18 protein-coding genes are annotated in these 16,097 nt (G+C 64.6%); 16 read left to right on the top strand and 2 right to left on the bottom strand.

The genetic code is table 11. From position 1 onward, the window contains the following. Window positions 1-102: 102 nt before the first annotated feature. From FXB40_RS19585 to FXB40_RS19530, 12 genes are all read left to right on the top strand, one after another. Window positions 103-606, top strand: coding sequence for a DUF6163 family protein (locus tag FXB40_RS19585; protein WP_148773812.1), 504 nt, complete (start codon window positions 103-105; stop codon window positions 604-606). Window positions 607-1,005: 399 nt separating this feature from the next. Then, window positions 1,006-1,524: a transcriptional regulator LdtR gene (gene ldtR, locus FXB40_RS19580; protein WP_148753515.1), complete on the top strand. Its 519-nt coding sequence runs from the start codon at window positions 1,006-1,008 to the stop codon at window positions 1,522-1,524. Window positions 1,525-1,735: 211 nt separating this feature from the next. Then, complete coding sequence (locus tag FXB40_RS19575; protein WP_148773811.1) at window positions 1,736-1,969, top strand: hypothetical protein; 234 nt, start codon at window positions 1,736-1,738, stop codon at window positions 1,967-1,969. A 37-nt stretch (window positions 1,970-2,006) separates the two neighbouring features. After that, entirely contained in the window at window positions 2,007-2,228 is a 222-nt protein-coding gene (locus tag FXB40_RS19570; RefSeq protein WP_008131709.1) for a hypothetical protein, read from the top strand. 261 nt (window positions 2,229-2,489) lie between these two features. Then, window positions 2,490-3,788 carry a serine hydroxymethyltransferase gene (gene glyA / locus FXB40_RS19565; RefSeq protein WP_148773810.1) on the top strand — a complete coding sequence of 433 codons (1,299 nt, stop codon included), beginning with the start codon at window positions 2,490-2,492 and terminating at the stop codon, window positions 3,786-3,788. A 29-nt stretch (window positions 3,789-3,817) separates the two neighbouring features. Continuing rightward, a complete protein-coding gene (gene nrdR, locus FXB40_RS19560; protein WP_027529969.1) occupies window positions 3,818-4,300 on the top strand; it encodes a transcriptional regulator NrdR in 483 nt (160 codons plus the stop codon). Continuing rightward, window positions 4,297-5,445 (top strand): bifunctional diaminohydroxyphosphoribosylaminopyrimidine deaminase/5-amino-6-(5-phosphoribosylamino)uracil reductase RibD, encoded by a 1,149-nt coding sequence (gene ribD / locus FXB40_RS19555; RefSeq protein WP_148773809.1) that lies wholly within the window; start codon window positions 4,297-4,299, stop codon window positions 5,443-5,445. Before nrdR ends, ribD begins: the two co-directional genes overlap by 4 nt. Before the next feature lies 1 nt (window position 5,446). Further along, the gene (locus FXB40_RS19550) at window positions 5,447-6,058 is read left to right on the top strand and encodes a riboflavin synthase (protein WP_148773808.1); all 612 of its coding nucleotides are present in this window, start codon (window positions 5,447-5,449) and stop codon (window positions 6,056-6,058) included. A gap of 101 nt (window positions 6,059-6,159) precedes the next feature. Beyond that, window positions 6,160-6,651, top strand: coding sequence for a 6,7-dimethyl-8-ribityllumazine synthase (gene ribH, locus FXB40_RS19545; protein WP_148773807.1), 492 nt, complete (start codon window positions 6,160-6,162; stop codon window positions 6,649-6,651). A gap of 3 nt (window positions 6,652-6,654) precedes the next feature. Continuing rightward, the gene (gene nusB, locus FXB40_RS19540) at window positions 6,655-7,149 is read left to right on the top strand and encodes a transcription antitermination factor NusB (protein ID WP_148773806.1); all 495 of its coding nucleotides are present in this window, start codon (window positions 6,655-6,657) and stop codon (window positions 7,147-7,149) included. Window positions 7,150-7,267: 118 nt separating this feature from the next. After that, on the top strand, window positions 7,268-8,266 hold the full coding sequence (thiL, locus tag FXB40_RS19535; protein ID WP_148773805.1) for a thiamine-phosphate kinase: 999 nt from the start codon (window positions 7,268-7,270) through the stop codon (window positions 8,264-8,266). Between the two features lie 238 nt (window positions 8,267-8,504). Beyond that, on the top strand, window positions 8,505-10,625 hold the full coding sequence (locus FXB40_RS19530; RefSeq protein ID WP_148773804.1) for a sodium-translocating pyrophosphatase: 2,121 nt from the start codon (window positions 8,505-8,507) through the stop codon (window positions 10,623-10,625). A 167-nt stretch (window positions 10,626-10,792) separates the two neighbouring features. Here FXB40_RS19530 and FXB40_RS19525 read toward each other — a convergent pair whose 3' ends face one another. Both FXB40_RS19525 and FXB40_RS19520 read right to left on the bottom strand, forming a co-directional pair. Continuing rightward, window positions 10,793-11,794, bottom strand: a complete 1,002-nt coding sequence (locus tag FXB40_RS19525) for a Bug family tripartite tricarboxylate transporter substrate binding protein (protein WP_148773803.1) — start codon at window positions 11,792-11,794, stop codon at window positions 10,793-10,795. Window positions 11,795-11,927: 133 nt separating this feature from the next. Then, window positions 11,928-12,413 carry an outer membrane protein assembly factor BamE gene (locus FXB40_RS19520; protein WP_187436992.1) on the bottom strand — a complete coding sequence of 162 codons (486 nt, stop codon included), beginning with the start codon at window positions 12,411-12,413 and terminating at the stop codon, window positions 11,928-11,930. A 98-nt stretch (window positions 12,414-12,511) separates the two neighbouring features. Between FXB40_RS19520 and FXB40_RS19515 the strand changes: the two genes are divergently transcribed. The 4 genes from FXB40_RS19515 to FXB40_RS19500 all read left to right on the top strand — a co-directional run bounded on the left by FXB40_RS19515 (window position 12,512) and on the right by FXB40_RS19500 (window position 15,979). Continuing rightward, window positions 12,512-13,066: a ubiquinol-cytochrome C chaperone family protein gene (locus tag FXB40_RS19515; protein WP_148773801.1), complete on the top strand. Its 555-nt coding sequence runs from the start codon at window positions 12,512-12,514 to the stop codon at window positions 13,064-13,066. After that, entirely contained in the window at window positions 13,063-13,644 is a 582-nt protein-coding gene (locus FXB40_RS19510; RefSeq protein ID WP_148773800.1) for a YceD family protein, read from the top strand. Before FXB40_RS19515 ends, FXB40_RS19510 begins: the two co-directional genes overlap by 4 nt. Before the next feature lie 296 nt (window positions 13,645-13,940). Continuing rightward, the gene (plsX, locus tag FXB40_RS19505) at window positions 13,941-15,002 is read left to right on the top strand and encodes a phosphate acyltransferase PlsX (RefSeq protein WP_148773799.1); all 1,062 of its coding nucleotides are present in this window, start codon (window positions 13,941-13,943) and stop codon (window positions 15,000-15,002) included. Beyond that, window positions 14,999-15,979, top strand: coding sequence for a beta-ketoacyl-ACP synthase III (locus tag FXB40_RS19500; RefSeq protein ID WP_148773798.1), 981 nt, complete (start codon window positions 14,999-15,001; stop codon window positions 15,977-15,979). The genes plsX and FXB40_RS19500 overlap by 4 nt, the downstream gene beginning before the upstream one ends. The last annotated feature ends 118 nt before the right edge of the window (window positions 15,980-16,097 follow it).

Genomic DNA, 16,097 nt, shown 5'->3' with positions numbered 1-16,097 from the left:
TCGCATGGTTCCCGTCACCGCGGCTTGATCTGCCGCAAGGCAGAATTGAATCGACGTGCGCTGCCGATTGATTTTGCGGGGCGAAACAGCCAGAAGGGGGCCATGTCCGAGATCTCCACCCGCGATGCGGCCCGCGACGGCGCCAATGCCAGGGACGCCGTCAGAGACAGCGCCCGCGACAATGCGATGTCGGTGGCGGCGATCTCGTCGGAGCGGCCTGAGTCCGACGACAATGTCTGGACGCGCCGGCTGGTGCTGTTCCTGCGGGTGATGGCGCTGCTGTCGATCCTCAAGGGCCTCTATCACTGGGCGCAGGTGACGGGCTTTGTCGGCGGCGAGGACGAGGCGTTCGAGAACCAGTCGATGGCCTGGCAGGCCTCGACCATCTACTTCGCCGTGATCGAGCTCGTCGCCGCCGTCGGCCTCTGGCTCGCCACGCCCTGGGGCGCGGTGGTGTGGCTCACGACCGTCGTCTCGATGGCGGTGATCGAGCTGATGTTCCCCGGCATCTATGGCGGCAGCCTCGTTGTGGTCGGCGTCGAGGCCTTCATGCTCGCCGCCTATCTTGCGCTCGCCTGGATGGCCGCGCGCGAACGGCCGCCATAGGCGCACTGGCATCTTGTAGGATCTGTTCAGCTCCGGGACACGCGTGGTTTCACGCGCGGTTGGTTGACCACTCCTTGCGTAAAATTCGAGGTAACTTTTCATTGATCTCGCGATATCCGCCACAGCTCTTACGCGTGCGTTTCGAAACGGGGCGGGGCTGTTCTGGAATGCGACAATCGGTGTGCACGGAGGGTGAACAGGACCTTGCGAGGGTCAACAGATGGTTGCGAAAAGCCCTTGTGGCACAGGCTTAATCCGCAATTCACTGTCTTAAATTCATGATCTCTTTATTCTCTTATTTAAGCCGATCTTCAAACGCCCCCCTTAAGTTGCACCTATCAGACGGGACACAAGTTTCGTCGAATAAGTGTCGATAAAAACGACAACAGGGGAAGTGTCATGATGAAAGCCGTCGCAACTGCGGCAGATACCGCAGAGCGCGTTTCGGGCCCGCAGGGTTCGGTGCAGTCGCTCTATCTGGAAGCATTGACTCTGGTGGAGCGGCTGCATCGCCGTCTCCTCGACGTGATCAAGGACGAGTTCGATCGTCGTGGCCGCGCCGACATCAATTCCGTGCAGGCGCTCCTGCTCTATAACATCGGCGACAAGGAGCTGACCGCGGGCGAACTGCGCACGCGCGGTTACTATCTCGGCTCCAACGTCTCCTACAATCTGAAGAAGCTCGTCGAGCTCGGCTTCCTCGACCATCAGCGCTCGCGCGTTGATCGCCGCTCGGTGCGCATCCGCCTGACGCCGCAGGGCCAGGAGATCCGCCGCATCGTCGACTCCCTCTACCAGAAGCACGTCAAGACCGTTGAACAGGTCGGCGGCATCTCGGGCGAGGAGTTCTCGACCCTCAACAAGTCGCTGCACCGCCTCGAGCGGTTCTGGACCGACCAGATCCTGTATCGGCTCTGAGTTTTCGAAGGGATTTGGCCAAGCCGGCCCACAACAAGACCGGCAAGCCTTCCCGAAAGTGTCTGCCAAACGTGCCTAGACTTCCCCAAGCGCGCCGGCCCGGCTTCTGCCCGGACCGGCGCGTTTTGTCGTCTCGCGGTTGCGAAAAAATCGACAGTCCGGCGGAACCAGTTCCCTGCCTTGCGGTTATCTCTCCGGATCGGAGGATGCGATGCTGGTCGATCGCGGGTTGCAGGCTATGAACGTCGAGCTCGTGAGCGATGCCTACGCGATCGCCGCGAATTATCTCCGTCGTTCCGGCGCGATCCCCGACACGCTCGTTACCAATGAGCGCCTGCTCGAGATCATCATCAAGCTGTTCCAGCACGGCGAATTCAACAAGATCAGACTGGCCAACAAGGCCATTGTCAGGTTCGAGGCGCAGTCCGGTGCCCGAGCCGCCTGATCAAGTCTCCCAAAATCCCAGAGAAACAGAGGGTGCCATGGAAGCCGCCATCGACCGCATCATGCAGACCTATGACCTGCTCGCCAACCGCACCTCCGCGGCGAGCGCAGAGGCGCGGGCCAAGGTGACGAACTACCTCAACACCTTGATGGAAGCCGGCGAAAAGGACACCCACAGGTTGACGGTGTGCGGCCTGACCTATCTGCGCCAGCTCGATGGCAGCGTGGACCCCGTGAAGGCCGGGTATACCGGGCTGTAGGGGGAAATCCGGCCGGCGCAGGGGCGCCATTTGGGTCCGAAGCGGGCTCTTCTGGGATGATCGGATCGGGGCGATTCCAGAGAGCGGTCCAACCCCCACGACCCTTCAATCCCCACCATATCTTGCATAAATATCAGGCCCGACCCGCAACTACTTGGCCGGGGGCGGCCGATGTGGTAGATCGCGCTCGCCGCTTCCGATCACCACACCAGACCCGCCCGTAGCCCGCCAAAAGGCTGCGGCGGTGGAGATATTCGCAAGATGACCTTCGCCAAAACCGCCTCTGCGCCCGATTCGTTTTTCACCGCCTCGCTCGAGCAGGCCGACCCGGAAATCGCCGCCGCCATCAAGGGCGAGCTCGGCCGGCAGCGCCATGAAGTCGAGCTGATTGCATCCGAGAACATCGTCAGCCGGGCCGTGCTGGAAGCGCAGGGTTCGGTGATGACCAACAAGTACGCAGAAGGTTATCCGGGCGCGCGCTACTACGGCGGTTGTGAGTGGGTCGACGTCGCCGAGAACCTCGCGATCGATCGCGCCAAGAAGCTGTTCGGCGCCAACTTCGCCAATGTGCAGCCGAACTCCGGCAGCCAGATGAACCAGGCGGTGTTCCTGGCGCTGCTCCAGCCCGGCGACACCTTCATGGGCCTCGATCTCGCGGCCGGCGGCCATCTCACCCACGGCTCGCCCGTCAACATGAGCGGCAAATGGTTCAAGGCTGCGCACTACACCGTGCGCCGCGAGGACCAGATCATCGACATGGACGCGGTCGCCAAGCAGGCCGAAGAGGTCAAGCCGAAGCTGATCGTCGCCGGCGGCTCGGCCTATTCGCGCCCCTGGGATTTCAAGCGTTTTCGCGAGATCGCGGACTCGGTCGGTGCGTATCTGCTGGTCGACATGGCGCACTTCGCGGGCCTCGTTGCCGGCGGCGTGCATGCCTCGCCGGTGCCGCATGCCCACATCACCACGACCACCACGCACAAATCGCTGCGCGGTCCGCGCGGCGGCCTGATCCTCAGCAATGACGAGGTGCTCGCCAAGAAGCTCAACTCGGCGATCTTCCCTGGCCTGCAGGGCGGCCCGCTGATGCATGTGATCGCGGCCAAGGCGGTCGCTTTTGGCGAAGCGCTGCGTCCGGACTTCAAGGTCTATGCGAAGAACGTCGTCGAGAACGCCAAGGCACTGGCCGAGACGCTGAAGAGCCATGGCTTCGATATTGTCTCCGGCGGTACCGATAACCATCTGATGCTGGTTGACCTCCGGCCGAAGGGCCTGAAGGGCAACGTCTCGGAGAAGGCGCTGGTCCGCGCCGCCATCACCTGCAACAAGAACGGCATTCCGTTCGACCCCGAAAAGCCGTTCGTCACCTCGGGCCTGCGTCTCGGCACGCCCGCGGCGACGACCCGCGGCTTCGGCGTCGCCGAATTCCAGCAGGTCGGCGGCATGATCGCCGAGGTCCTCAACGCGATCGCGCAGTCCGACGACGGCAAGGCGCCGCTGGTCGAGGCCGCGATCAAGGAACGGGTCAAGGCGCTCACCGATCGGTTCCCGATCTATCAGTAAGGTCCAAGTAAACTGGTCAAGGTAAACGGATGCGCTGCCCGAACTGCAACAGTCTCGATACGCAGGTAAAGGACTCGCGTCCGACCGAGGATTCCTCAGTCATCCGCAGGCGGCGCGTGTGCGTCGCCTGCGAATTCCGCTTCACCACCTTCGAGCGCGTGCAGTTGCGCGAGCTCACGGTGATCAAGCGCAACGGCCGCCGCGTGCCGTTTGACCGCGACAAGCTGATGCGTTCGGTGTCGATCAGTCTGCGCAAGCGGCCGGTCGAGCCGGAGCGGGTGGAGAAGATGGTTTCCACCATTGTGCGCGAGCTAGAGACCGGTGGCGAGGCCGAGATCTCCTCCGAGGTGATCGGCGAGACCGTGATGGAGCATCTGCGCACGCTCGACGACGTCGCCTATGTGCGCTTCGCCTCCGTCTACCGCAATTTCCGCGAGGCCAAGGATTTCGCCGACGTGCTCGGCGAGCTCTCCGGTGAGGAGGAAGCGCGGCTCGCCGCGATCCGCAAATGATCTTCCGCATCCTGGAGGATCAGTTCGCCCAGAAGATCCGCGAGACCAAGGATTCCGATCGCCGCTTCATGCAGCTTGCGCTGTCGCTCGGGCGGCGAGGGCAGGGGCGCACGTGGCCCAATCCGGCCGTCGGTGCCGTCATCGTCAAGGATGGCATCATCGTCGGCCGCGGCTGGACGCAACCGGGTGGTCGCCCGCATGCCGAGCCTGAGGCCTTGCGCCGGGCCGGCGAGGCGGCGCGCGGCGCCACGCTCTACGTTACGCTCGAGCCATGCTCGCATTTCGGCAAGTCGCCGCCTTGCGCCGACGCTGTGATCGCCGCCGGCATCAAGCGGGTGGTGGCAGCGATCGAGGATCCCAATCCGGAAGTCGCAGGCCAGGGCCATGCGCGGCTGCGCGCGGCCGGCATCACGGTGGATGTGGGCCTGTGCGCGGCCGAGGCCGCGTTCGACCACGCCGGTCATTTCCGCCGCATCCGCGATCACCGCCCGCACGTCATCCTGAAGCTCGCGGTCTCGCCCGATGGCAAGATCGGCGCCGCCGGCGGCAAGCCGCTGGCGATTACGGGCGAAGCCGTGCGCAATCGCGTGCATCTCCTGCGCGCCTCGAGCGACGCCATCCTGGTCGGCATCGGCACGGTGCTGGCGGACGATCCGCAGCTCAATTGCCGTCTGCCGGGCATGGAAGCGCGCTCGCCGGTCCGCGTGGTGCTCGACCAGAGCCTCCGTATTCCCGCATCAAGCCAACTGGTTCGTACCGCGCGCGAGACGCCGCTCCGGGTGATCGCTTCCGAACTGGCGGAAGCGGCAGCCGCAACCCGCCTCGGCGCGGCCGGTGCGCAAATCATGCGCATGCCGCCGAACGGTGCATCCGGGCTCGATCTTCCGGCCGTGCTGCATGCGCTGGCCGAGAAGGGCATCACGCGGCTGATGGTCGAGGGTGGCAGCCGCGTTGCGGCTTCGTTCGTGGCCGCCGACCTCGTCGACGAAATCTGGCTGTTCCGCGGAGCGGAAGAGGTCGGGGCCGGCGGCGTCGATGCGCTCGATGCATTGCCCCTGTCGAAAATCACGCAGTCGCAGGCCTACAAGGTTCATGCTAGCGAGACATTCGATCACGATACTCTCACCATCTACGAGCGCGCCTAACATGTTCACCGGCATTGTCACCGATATCGGCGAGATCGTCAGCTTCAAGCCTGTGGCGCAGGGGCAGCTGCACCGGCTGCGCATCGCATGCAGCTATGATCAGACCACCATTGCCGACGGCGCCTCGATCGCTAGCAACGGCGTGTGCCTGACTGTGGTTGCTTCCGGCGTCGCAGGCGACAAGACCTGGTATGACGTCGATGCCGCCGCCGAGACGCTGGCACTGACGACAGCGAAGCGCTGGAAGCTCGGTACGCGGCTCAATCTCGAGCGGGCGCTCAAGATCGGCGACGAGCTCGGCGGCCACATCGTCGCCGGCCATGCCGATGGCATCGCCACCATCGTCAGCCGCGAGGACCTGCCCGACATGGCACGGTTCGAGCTCTCCACCACGCGGGAGCTGGCGCGGTTCATCGCCACCAAGGGCTCGATTACGCTCGACGGCGTCTCGCTGACGGTTAATACGGTGAAGGACGTGACCTTTTCGGTGCTGATCATCCCGCATACGCTTGATGTCACGACAATCGGCGGCTGGAAGGCGGGGACTGAGGTCAATATCGAGGTCGATTTGATGGCCCGCTATGCGGCGCGGCTGACGGAAATGACGGTTTAAAACTTGGCTTACCGGCCTGCGGCGACTACATAACGCGCCGACCCAAGAGACGACTTCAAGAGACGACTTCAAGAGACGACTTCACGAAACGGATTGAGACGATGGCAGACGCGCGGCGCGCACCCCTGAAGGACCAGACCGACATTTCCGGCGCGCGTGCGCTGATTGTCGAGGCTCGGTTCTATGACGATCTCCAGGACGCGCTTCTGGACGGCGCGGTCACCGAGCTGAAGGTGGCCGGCCTGACCCATGACGTCATCACGGTTCCCGGCGCGCTGGAGATCCCGGCGGCGATCGCGATCGCGGTCGACGCGGCTGCGGCCAACGGCAAGCCCTATGACGCGGTGATCGCGCTCGGCTGCGTCATCCGCGGTGATACCATCCATTTCGAGATCGTTTCGCAGGAATCCTCGCGCGCGCTGATGGATCTTGCGGTGTCGCGCAAGCTGCCGCTCGGCAACGGCATCCTGACCGTCAACAATGAGGACCAGGCCTGGGCGCGGGCGCGCGCCAGCGAGCTCAACAAGGGCGGCGATGCCGCGCGCGCTGCGATCGCGATGCTGCGCATCAAACGCCGCATGGCGCGGGCCTGAGCGATGGCTGACACCAGGAAACCGGCGGGACCTGCGGAGAAGAAAGCGAACCGGCGCGGTGCGGCACGGCTCGCCGCCGTCCAGGCGCTGTACCAGATGGACATCGCCGGCGCCGGCATCAACGACATCTTTGCGGAGTTCGAGAGCCATTGGCTCGGCAACGAGGTCGAGGGCGATACCTATCTGCCGGCGGAAGCCGCGTTCTTTCGCGACGTCGTCTCCGGCGTCGTGCGCGACCAGAAGAAGCTGGATCCTCTGATCGACGAGGCACTGTCGAAGGGCTGGCCGTTGAAGCGGATCGAGGCGATCCTGCGTGCGGTGTTGCGGGCAGGGGCCTACGAATTGGAGCACCGCAAGGACGTGCCTGGCCGTGTCGTGATCTCCGAATATGTCGACGTCGCCAATGCCTTCGTCGACCGCGAGGAGACCGGCATGGTCAACGCGGTGCTCGACCAGATCGGCCGCCAGTTTCGCGGTGACGAGTTCGGGCGGGGGTAGGTATGGGGTCGTCATTGCGAGGAGCGTAGCGACGAAGCAATCCAGACTGTTTCTGCGTAGGCAGTCTGGATTGCTTCGCTTCGCTCGCAATGACGGCGGGAGATGACGGATCGAGCTGATGACCACTCCGCACAATCCCTCCGCCGAAGATTCCCTCATCGCGCGCTATTTCAAGCCGCTGGCGACTGATCCCGGTGCGTTCGGGCTGGTCGATGACGCCGCGATCCTGTCCTCGTCCGGCGACGACATCGTCGTCACCACCGATGCCGTGGTCGAGGGCGTGCATTATCTTGCCACCGACCCGCCAGACACCATCGCGCGCAAGGCGCTGCGGGTGAACCTGTCTGATCTTGCCGCCAAGGGGGCTGCGCCCGCCGGCTTCGTGCTGACGCTGGCGCTGCGCAGCAAGGAGGATGCCTGGCTCAGGCCGTTTGCCGATGCGCTCGGCGAGGACGCCAGGAGCTTCGGCTGCCCGCTGCTCGGCGGCGACACGGTGTCGACGCCGGGACCCCAGATGATCTCGATCACCGCCTTCGGCCGCGTGCCGAAGGGGCGGATGGTCGGCCGCACCGGCGCAAAACCAGGTGATCGCATCCTGGTGACGGGGACGATCGGCGATGCCGCGCTCGGCCTCGATGTGCTCACCGGCGGCGCGGCGGCCACAGCGCTGACGTCCGATCCAGCTGCAAGAGAAGCGCTGATCTCGCGCTATCGGATCCCTCAGCCGCGCAACGTGCTGGCGCAGGCCGTGCGCGACCACGCGACAGCGGCGATGGACGTGTCCGACGGGCTCGCCGGCGACCTGACGAAACTCTGCGCGGCGTCCGGCGTCTCCGCCACGCTCAATGTGGCGAGCGTGCCCCTGTCACCCGCTGCGGCCGGCCTGGTCGCCCGCAACGCGATTTGCGTTGAGACGCTGCTTGCCGGGGGCGACGACTACGAGGTGCTGTGCACGGTACCGCAGGCACAGAGCGATGCGCTGATGGAAGCAGGGCGGGCGGTGGGTCTGGCCGTCACAGCGATCGGCACCATCGTCGCGGGCTATGAGCGGCCGCGCTTCCTGGATGGGCAGGGCCAGGAGTTGGCCTTGAAGCGGCTGTCCTACAGCCACTTCTAGCAATTGCGCCGAGCCGGCGGCCAGCCGCTCGGGATTAGGTCTAAATACTTGCCGAGATCGGCTTTTTCGGCCTCATCCGGCGTTGCACCCTCAATTTGATTTTGGCAAGCTTGTGACCGACCAGGGCCACACCTTCGTGCAAGGGGCGGCCCTGTTCAACATAAGGGCGCCACACCGCTTGACGGAAAAACAAAAGGCGCCGGGGGTACGTACATCAAGGATCTGAGGCAAAAATCACATGACAGCATTATGGTTGATTGTGCTCTGCGGAGTGCTTTCCGTCGTCTACGCGATTTGGGCGACGTCTTCGGTGTTGAGTGCGGATGCGGGGTCACCGCGCATGCAGGAGATCGCGGAAGCTGTGCGTGAAGGCGCACAAGCGTATCTCCGGCGCCAGTACACCACGATCGGCATCGTCGGCATCGTCATCTTCGTGCTGCTTGCCTATTTCCTTGGGCTTTATGTCGCGGTCGGCTTCTTGATCGGAGCCATCCTGTCGGGGGCGGCCGGCTTCATCGGCATGAACGTCTCGGTTCGCGCCAACGTGCGCACCGCCCAGGCCGCGACGACGTCGCTCGCGGGCGGCCTCGAGCTCGCCTTCAAGGCGGGCGCGATCACCGGCATGCTGGTGGCGGGTCTCGCGCTGCTCGGCGTGACCCTCTATTTCGGCTTCCTGGTCCACTCGCTGAAGCTCGCGCCCGACAGCCGCACCGTGGTCGACGCCCTGGTGGCGCTCGGCTTCGGCGCCTCGCTGATCTCGATCTTCGCCCGTCTCGGCGGCGGCATCTTCACCAAGGGTGCGGATGTCGGCGGCGATCTCGTCGGCAAGGTCGAAGCCGGCATTCCGGAGGACGATCCGCGCAACCCGGCGACGATTGCCGACAACGTCGGCGACAACGTCGGCGACTGCGCCGGCATGGCTGCCGACCTCTTTGAGACCTACGCGGTGACCGCGGTCGCCACCATGGTGCTCGCGGCGATCTTCTTCGCCAAGACGCCGATCCTCTCCGACATGATGACGCTGCCGCTCGCCATCGGCGGCATCTGCATCATCACCTCGATCATCGGCACCTTCTTCGTGAAACTCGGGCCGAGCCAGTCGATCATGGGCGCGCTCTACAAGGGCCTGATCGCAACCGGCGTCCTGTCGCTGATCGGCATTGCCGGCGTGATCTACTACCTGATCGGCTTCGGCAAGCTCGACGGCGTCGACTACACCGGCATGGCGCTGTTCGAGTGCGGCGTGGTCGGCCTCATCGTCACCGCGCTGATCATCTGGATCACCGAGTACTACACCGGCACCGACTATCGCCCGGTGAAGTCGATCGCCCAGGCGTCGGTGACCGGTCACGGCACCAACGTGATCCAGGGTCTCGCCGTTTCGATGGAAGCGACCGCGCTGCCCGCGATCGTCATCATCGCCGGCATCCTGGTCACCTATAGCCTCGCCGGCCTGTTCGGCATCGCGATCGCGACCGCCACCATGCTGGCGCTGGCCGGCATGGTCGTCGCGCTCGACGCCTTCGGCCCGGTGACGGACAACGCCGGCGGCATCGCCGAAATGGCGGGCCTGCCCAAGGAAGTGCGCAAGTCGACCGACGCGCTCGACGCGGTCGGCAACACGACGAAGGCGGTGACCAAGGGCTACGCGATCGGCTCCGCCGGTCTCGGTGCCCTGGTGCTGTTTGCGGCCTACAACCAGGACCTCAAGTTCTTCGTTGCGGACTCCGCCCACCATCCCTACTTCGCCGGGGTCAATCCGGACTTCTCGCTGAACAATCCCTACGTCGTGGTGGGCCTGCTGTTCGGCGGCCTGCTGCCGTACCTGTTCGGTGCGATGGGCATGACGGCGGTCGGCCGTGCGGCCAGCGCGATCGTCGAGGAGGTGCGCCGGCAGTTCCGCGAGAAGCCCGGCATCATGCAGGGCACCGACAAGCCCGATTACGGCAAGGCGGTCGACCTGCTCACCAAGGCGGCGATCAAGGAGATGATCATCCCCTCACTGCTTCCGGTGCTGTCGCCGATCGTCGTCTACTTCCTGATCTACGCGATCGCGGGCGGCGGCGTCGCCGGCAAGTCGGCGGCGTTCTCGGCGGTCGGTGCGATGCTGCTCGGCGTGATCGTGACGGGCCTGTTCGTCGCGATCTCCATGACCTCGGGCGGTGGCGCCTGGGACAACGCCAAGAAGTATATCGAGGACGGTCATTTCGGCGGCAAGGGCTCTGATGCCCACAAGGCCGCCGTGACCGGCGACACCGTCGGCGATCCCTACAAGGACACGGCGGGCCCGGCGGTGAACCCGATGATCAAGATCACCAACATCGTGGCCTTGCTGCTGTTGGCGGTCCTGGCGCACTGAGGCAGAGACGACAACGCAAAGCAAAATCCCGCGGTGCGAGCCGCGGGGTTTTTGTTTCTGGCGACGGTGTGTAGGGCGGATTAGCGAAGCGTAATCCGCCGTCTTTGCCGCCCGAGTGGTGGCGGATTACGCTGCGCTAATCCGCCCCACGAAATCGCGGTGCGGAGCTACTGCACGTCCATCTGCAGGCCTTCCTTCTGGATGATGCCGGCGAATTTCTTCGTCTCGGCGTCCACGAAGTCGGCGAATTGCTGCGGCGTGCCGTAGTCGGCGCGGGCGCCCATGGCGACGATCTGCTTCTTCATGTCGTCGCGCTCGAGCATTGCCTTGACCTGGAGATTGAGCGCTTCAACCACGGGCGCAGGGACGCCCTTCGGCAGAAACACCGAGAACCATGACGACACATCGAAGTTCGCAAGCTCCGGCGCGCTCTCGCGCATGGTCGGCAGGTTCGGTGCGAGATCACTCCGCTCGGTCGTGGTGACACAGAGGCCGTTGAGCGTGCCGTTCTGAACCTGCGGCAGGCTCGGATAGAGATTGTCGAACAGGATCTGGATGTCGCCGGCAAGCGCGGCCTGCAGCGCAGGCCCGGCGCCGCGGAACGGGATGTGCGTCATCTTCAGCCCGGTGAGCTGGAGGAACCAGGCGCCGGTGAGGTGAGGGCTCTGGCCGACGCCGGAGGAGGCGTAGCTGAGCTTGTCCGGATTGGCCTTGAGAAAGCCAATCAGCTCGGCGACCGACTTGATGCCGGTCTTCGGATGCGCCGACACGATGTTCGGGATCCGGATCATGTTGGAGACCGGCTGGAGCTGGTCCGGCTTGTAGCTGAGGTTCTTGAAGATGCTGTAGGCGATCGCGTTCGGCCCGGGGTTGCCGATCAGGATGGTGTGGCCGTCGGCCTTGGAGCGAACGACTTCGGCCGTCCCGATCGTGCCGCCGCCGCCCGAACGATTCTCCACGACCGCGGTCTGGCCCCAGGCGGACTGGAGATGGGCTGCGAGCAACCGTCCCATCACGTCGGTCGAGCCGCCGGCCGCAGCCGGCACGATGACGCGGATGTTCTCGGTCGGCTTCCAGTCGGCAAGGCTCGATCGCGGCAGGATGGCTGCGGCCGTAAGACCGGCGGCACCGGCGAGCACGCGACGACGGGACAGAACTTTGTTGGGCACGAATCCACTCCCTGCTTCTTGTTTTGCAGAGAGGGTATGGAACCCGGCGTGCAACGGCAAGTCGCGCGCGCCCGCAAGTGCCGCGCGGAGAGCGGCACGACGCCGCAGGCCGAAATGTCAGATCATCAAGGTCTCAGTTGAAGCTGAGCAGCTTGAACAGCGGAGCGAGGTAGCTCATTTCCTGACCTGAGGTCGGCGTGGTCCGGCTGATCGAGTCGAAGATCTTGCCGTCCTGGAGGCCGTAATTCGCAAGGCGGCGCACGCGCCGGTTCTTGTCGAAATAGACGGCGATGACGCGCTGGTCGACCACCTTCTGGTTCATGAAGGCGACCATGCGCTCCGAGCGCTGCGAGATGTAGTAAAACACTTCACCGTCCAGCGTAGCGACCGTGGAGGGCGTGCCCATCACGATCAGCACCTGGTCCTGGCTCGCGCCGATCGGAATCTGCTCGAGTGCGCCGGGCGGCAGGATGTAGCCCTTCTGGAATTGCTCGCCGGTGCATCCCGCAAGGGCGCCACCGACCAGAGCCACGGCCGCGAGCATGCGCAAGCCGCGCCAGCATGCATGAAGGCCGCGCCGCTTGTCCGCGCGCAGGCTGGTCTGGTTCGATATCGTCATAGTGGAACTGATTCCGTCCCCTTGCGTCGCGCGAGGCGCTGAAGTACCGGGCGGAGGCTCTGAATGCAACTCGCGCGCGCCCGCTTGCGGAAACCACAATGCTTTGGCCGTTCAATCACTTCAGGAAACCCCGGCTAGCCCCGGCCGGCACCATTGAGGCCATCTATGGCATGATCGTGACGCAGGCGCGAGAACCCATATTTTACCGGGACTTGGGCGTGCCTGATACGGTTAATGGCCGTTTTGACCTGTTGCTGCTGCACCTCTGGCTGTTGCTGCGGCGGCTGCGGACTGTCGCCCAGGGCGGGGTGGAGCTGTCGCAGGCCCTGTTCGACCGCTTCTGCGAGGACATGGACGATAATCTGCGCGAGATGGGCATCGGCGATCAGACCGTCCCGAAGCGGATGCGGGCCTTCGGCGAGGCCTTTTACGGCCGCGTCCAGGCTTACGACCAGGCGATCGACACGGACGCCGAGGCGCTGGCGCAGGCGATCTGCAAGAATATCTTGAATGGCGTCGGGCTCGATCACGCGCGGAAGCTCGCCAGTTACGCACAGGCCGCGAATGCGGACCTCGGCCAGACCGGCGATCCCGCGCTGCTGCTCGGATCCTTCAAATTTCCCGCACCGCTTCGCGAGGATGGAACGTTATGAGCCGACCGTTGACCGGAACTGAGCCCGACCCTTGGCGCGTGCCTGTGATGGTGGCGCATATTCCCGATACTGGCCTGCACCGTGAGCTCGAAGCCTCGGCCGCGGAGCGACAGGCCATGGCCGGTCTTGCGGGCGTGCGTGAGGTCCTGTCGGCCCATGCCGACCTCGAAATCGTGCCGAAGAGCGGCGGCCGGCTCCAGGTCACGGGCCATGTCCGCGCCCGGGTCGGCCAGACCTGCGTGGTTACGCTCGATCCGATCGAAAGCGAGATCGACGAGGATATCGACCTGACCTTTGCCCCCGAGGCCGAGGCGCGGCGGCTGGCCGACCTGATCGAAGAGGGGGAGGACGAGAAGGAGCCCCCGGAGGTCGCCGATCCGCCGGAGGCCATCGTCAACGGAATCATCGACCTCGGCCGGATCGCGACCGACGCGCTGTTCCTGGCGATCGACCCGTATCCCCGCAAGCCGGGGGTCGTGTTCGAGGCGGAGGTCACCGCGCTCGATCCCGAGGACCATCCGTTCGCGGCGCTCAAGGCGCTCCAGGACAACAAGCAGGGCAAGAAGAAAGGCAAATAGCTGGGCATTCCCCGTAACACCGCTGTGCTACGGGGCGTGAGGCGTTTGCGGGACTGGTTTGAAAGGTTGTCCTAGCTCTTTGATTCTTAAGTTGTTCTTGTGAATCCGCGCATCCGCCGGCGGATCGCCGTTAATCCAAAAGGCTGGGGGCAAGAGGTTGTTTCGGGATAACAAAACGCTATTGTCCGCCCGGTTCGGGCGCGGCGTGGCGCTTGGCCGGTCGCCATGTCCATGGCGAATCCATTTCGCGGTCCCGCCAGCGGACGACCGCGCCAGACCAGGTTTCCGGGATTTTGATGCCAAGCAAGGTTCGTATCGCGCTTGACGCCATGGGGGGCGACGTCGGCGCCCCTGTCGTCATTCCAGGCGCGGCCATCTCGCTCGGCAGGCATCCTGAGACCGAGTTCCTGCTGGTCGGGGATCGCGCCCGAATCGAGCCCGAGCTCGACCGTCACCCGAAGCTCAAGGCCGCCTCCCGCATCGTCCATACCGACGTTGCCGTCAGCATGGAGGACAAGCCGAGCCAGGCGCTGCGGCGCGGCCGCAAGACGTCCTCGATGTGGCTTGCGATCGACGCGGTGAAGAAGGGCGAGGCGGATGTCGCGATCTCCGCCGGCAATACCGGCGCGCTGATGGCGATGGCGCGCTTCCATCTGCGCACGCTGCCGGGCATTGATCGGCCGGCGATCGCGGGCATATGGCCGACGATGCGCGGCGAATCCGTGGTGCTCGATCTTGGCGCCACCATCGGGGGGGATGCGCATCATGTGGTCTCGCTCGCGGTCATGGGCGCGGCGATGGCCAGCGTCTTGTTCAGCAAGCCCCGCCCTACGGTCGGCCTGCTCAACATCGGGACCGAAGAGATCAAGGGTCACGAGGAAATCCGCGAGGCGGGCGAAATCCTGCGCGCGATGAACCTGCCGGGGCTCGATTATATCGGCTTCGTCGAGGGTGACGGCATCGGCAAGGGGCTGGCCGACGTGATCGTGACCGAGGGGTTCAGCGGCAACATTGCGCTCAAGGCGGCCGAGGGAACTGCGCGCCAGATGGCGGAACTGCTCCGCAACGAGATGCAGCGGAGCTGGATGTCCAAGCTGGGCTATCTCTTCGCCCGCGGCGCCTTCCAGGCCCTGCGCAACAAGATGGATCCCAACAAGTCCAATGGCGGGATGTTCCTTGGATTGAGGGGGGTCGTGGTCAAGAGCCATGGTGGAATCAACGCCGAAGGCTTTGCCTATGCGATCGATGTTGGCTATGAAATGGTCAAATTCGATCTCCTGAACAAGATCAATCAGATGCTCAACCGCGACGGTGGTGGACTCAGTTCCGTGCAGCCCGCGCCGGAGGATGTTTCGTGACCAAGATTCGTTCGGTCGTGCTCGGCTGCGGCTCCTATCTGCCGGAGCAAGTGGTGACCAATGCTCAATTGGCGGCGCGCATCGACACCTCCGACGAGTGGATCGTGCAGCGGACCGGCATTCGCGAGCGGCACATTGCGGCCGACGGCGAGTTCACCTCGCATCTTGCGATCAAGGCGGCGCAGGCCGCGCTCGCCGACGCCGGCGTCGATGCGCAGTCGATCGACCTGATCGTGCTCGCGACCTCGACGCCGGACAACACGTTTCCCGCGACCGCGGTCGCCGTGCAGCACGCGCTCGGCATCAATCACGGCGCGGCCTTCGACCTCCAGGCGGTGTGCTCGGGCTTCGTGTTCGCGCTTGCGACCGCCGATAATTTCCTGCGCTCTGGCGCCTTCAAGCGCGCTCTGGTGATCGGCGCCGAGACCTTCTCGCGCATCCTCGACTGGAACGATCGCGGTACCTGCGTGCTGTTCGGCGACGGCGCCGGCGCCGTCGTGCTGGACGCTCAGGAGCAGCCGGGCAAGGCCGCAACCGACCGCGGCGTGGTGACCACGCATCTGCGCTCCGACGGCCGCCACAAGGCAAAGCTGTTTGTCGACGGCGGGCCGTCCTCGACCCAGACGGTCGGCCATCTGCGCATGGAGGGCCGCGAGGTCTTCAAGCATGCGGTCGGCATGATCACCGACGTCATCGTCGACGCCTTCGAGGCGACCGGGCTCAATGCCGACAGCATCGACTGGTTCGTGCCGCACCAGGCCAACAAGCGAATCATCGACGCCTCCGCCCACAAGCTCCATATCGCGCCGGAGAAGGTGGTGCTGACGGTGGACCGTCACGGCAACACCTCCGCCGCCTCGATCCCGCTGGCGCTGTCGGTGGCGCGGAAGGACGGCCGCATCAAGCGCGGCGACATGGTTCTGCTGGAGGCCATGGGCGGCGGCTTCACCTGGGGCTCCGCGCTGGTGCGCTGGTAGAGCCACAGTCGATAAAATTTTGCCGGAATTTGCGCGGATTATCGATGCGCCTGCATTGATGAGCGCTGTTGACCGCCGTATCGTAAGCTCATAATTTCAGACAACAATTGTTCGCCGT

The organism is Bradyrhizobium rifense, assembly GCF_008123425.1.
GTDB lineage: Bacteria > Pseudomonadota > Alphaproteobacteria > Rhizobiales > Xanthobacteraceae > Bradyrhizobium > Bradyrhizobium rifense.
The sequence above is the reverse complement of the archived record's forward strand: the minus strand, read 5'-3'. Positions and strand labels throughout refer to the sequence as shown.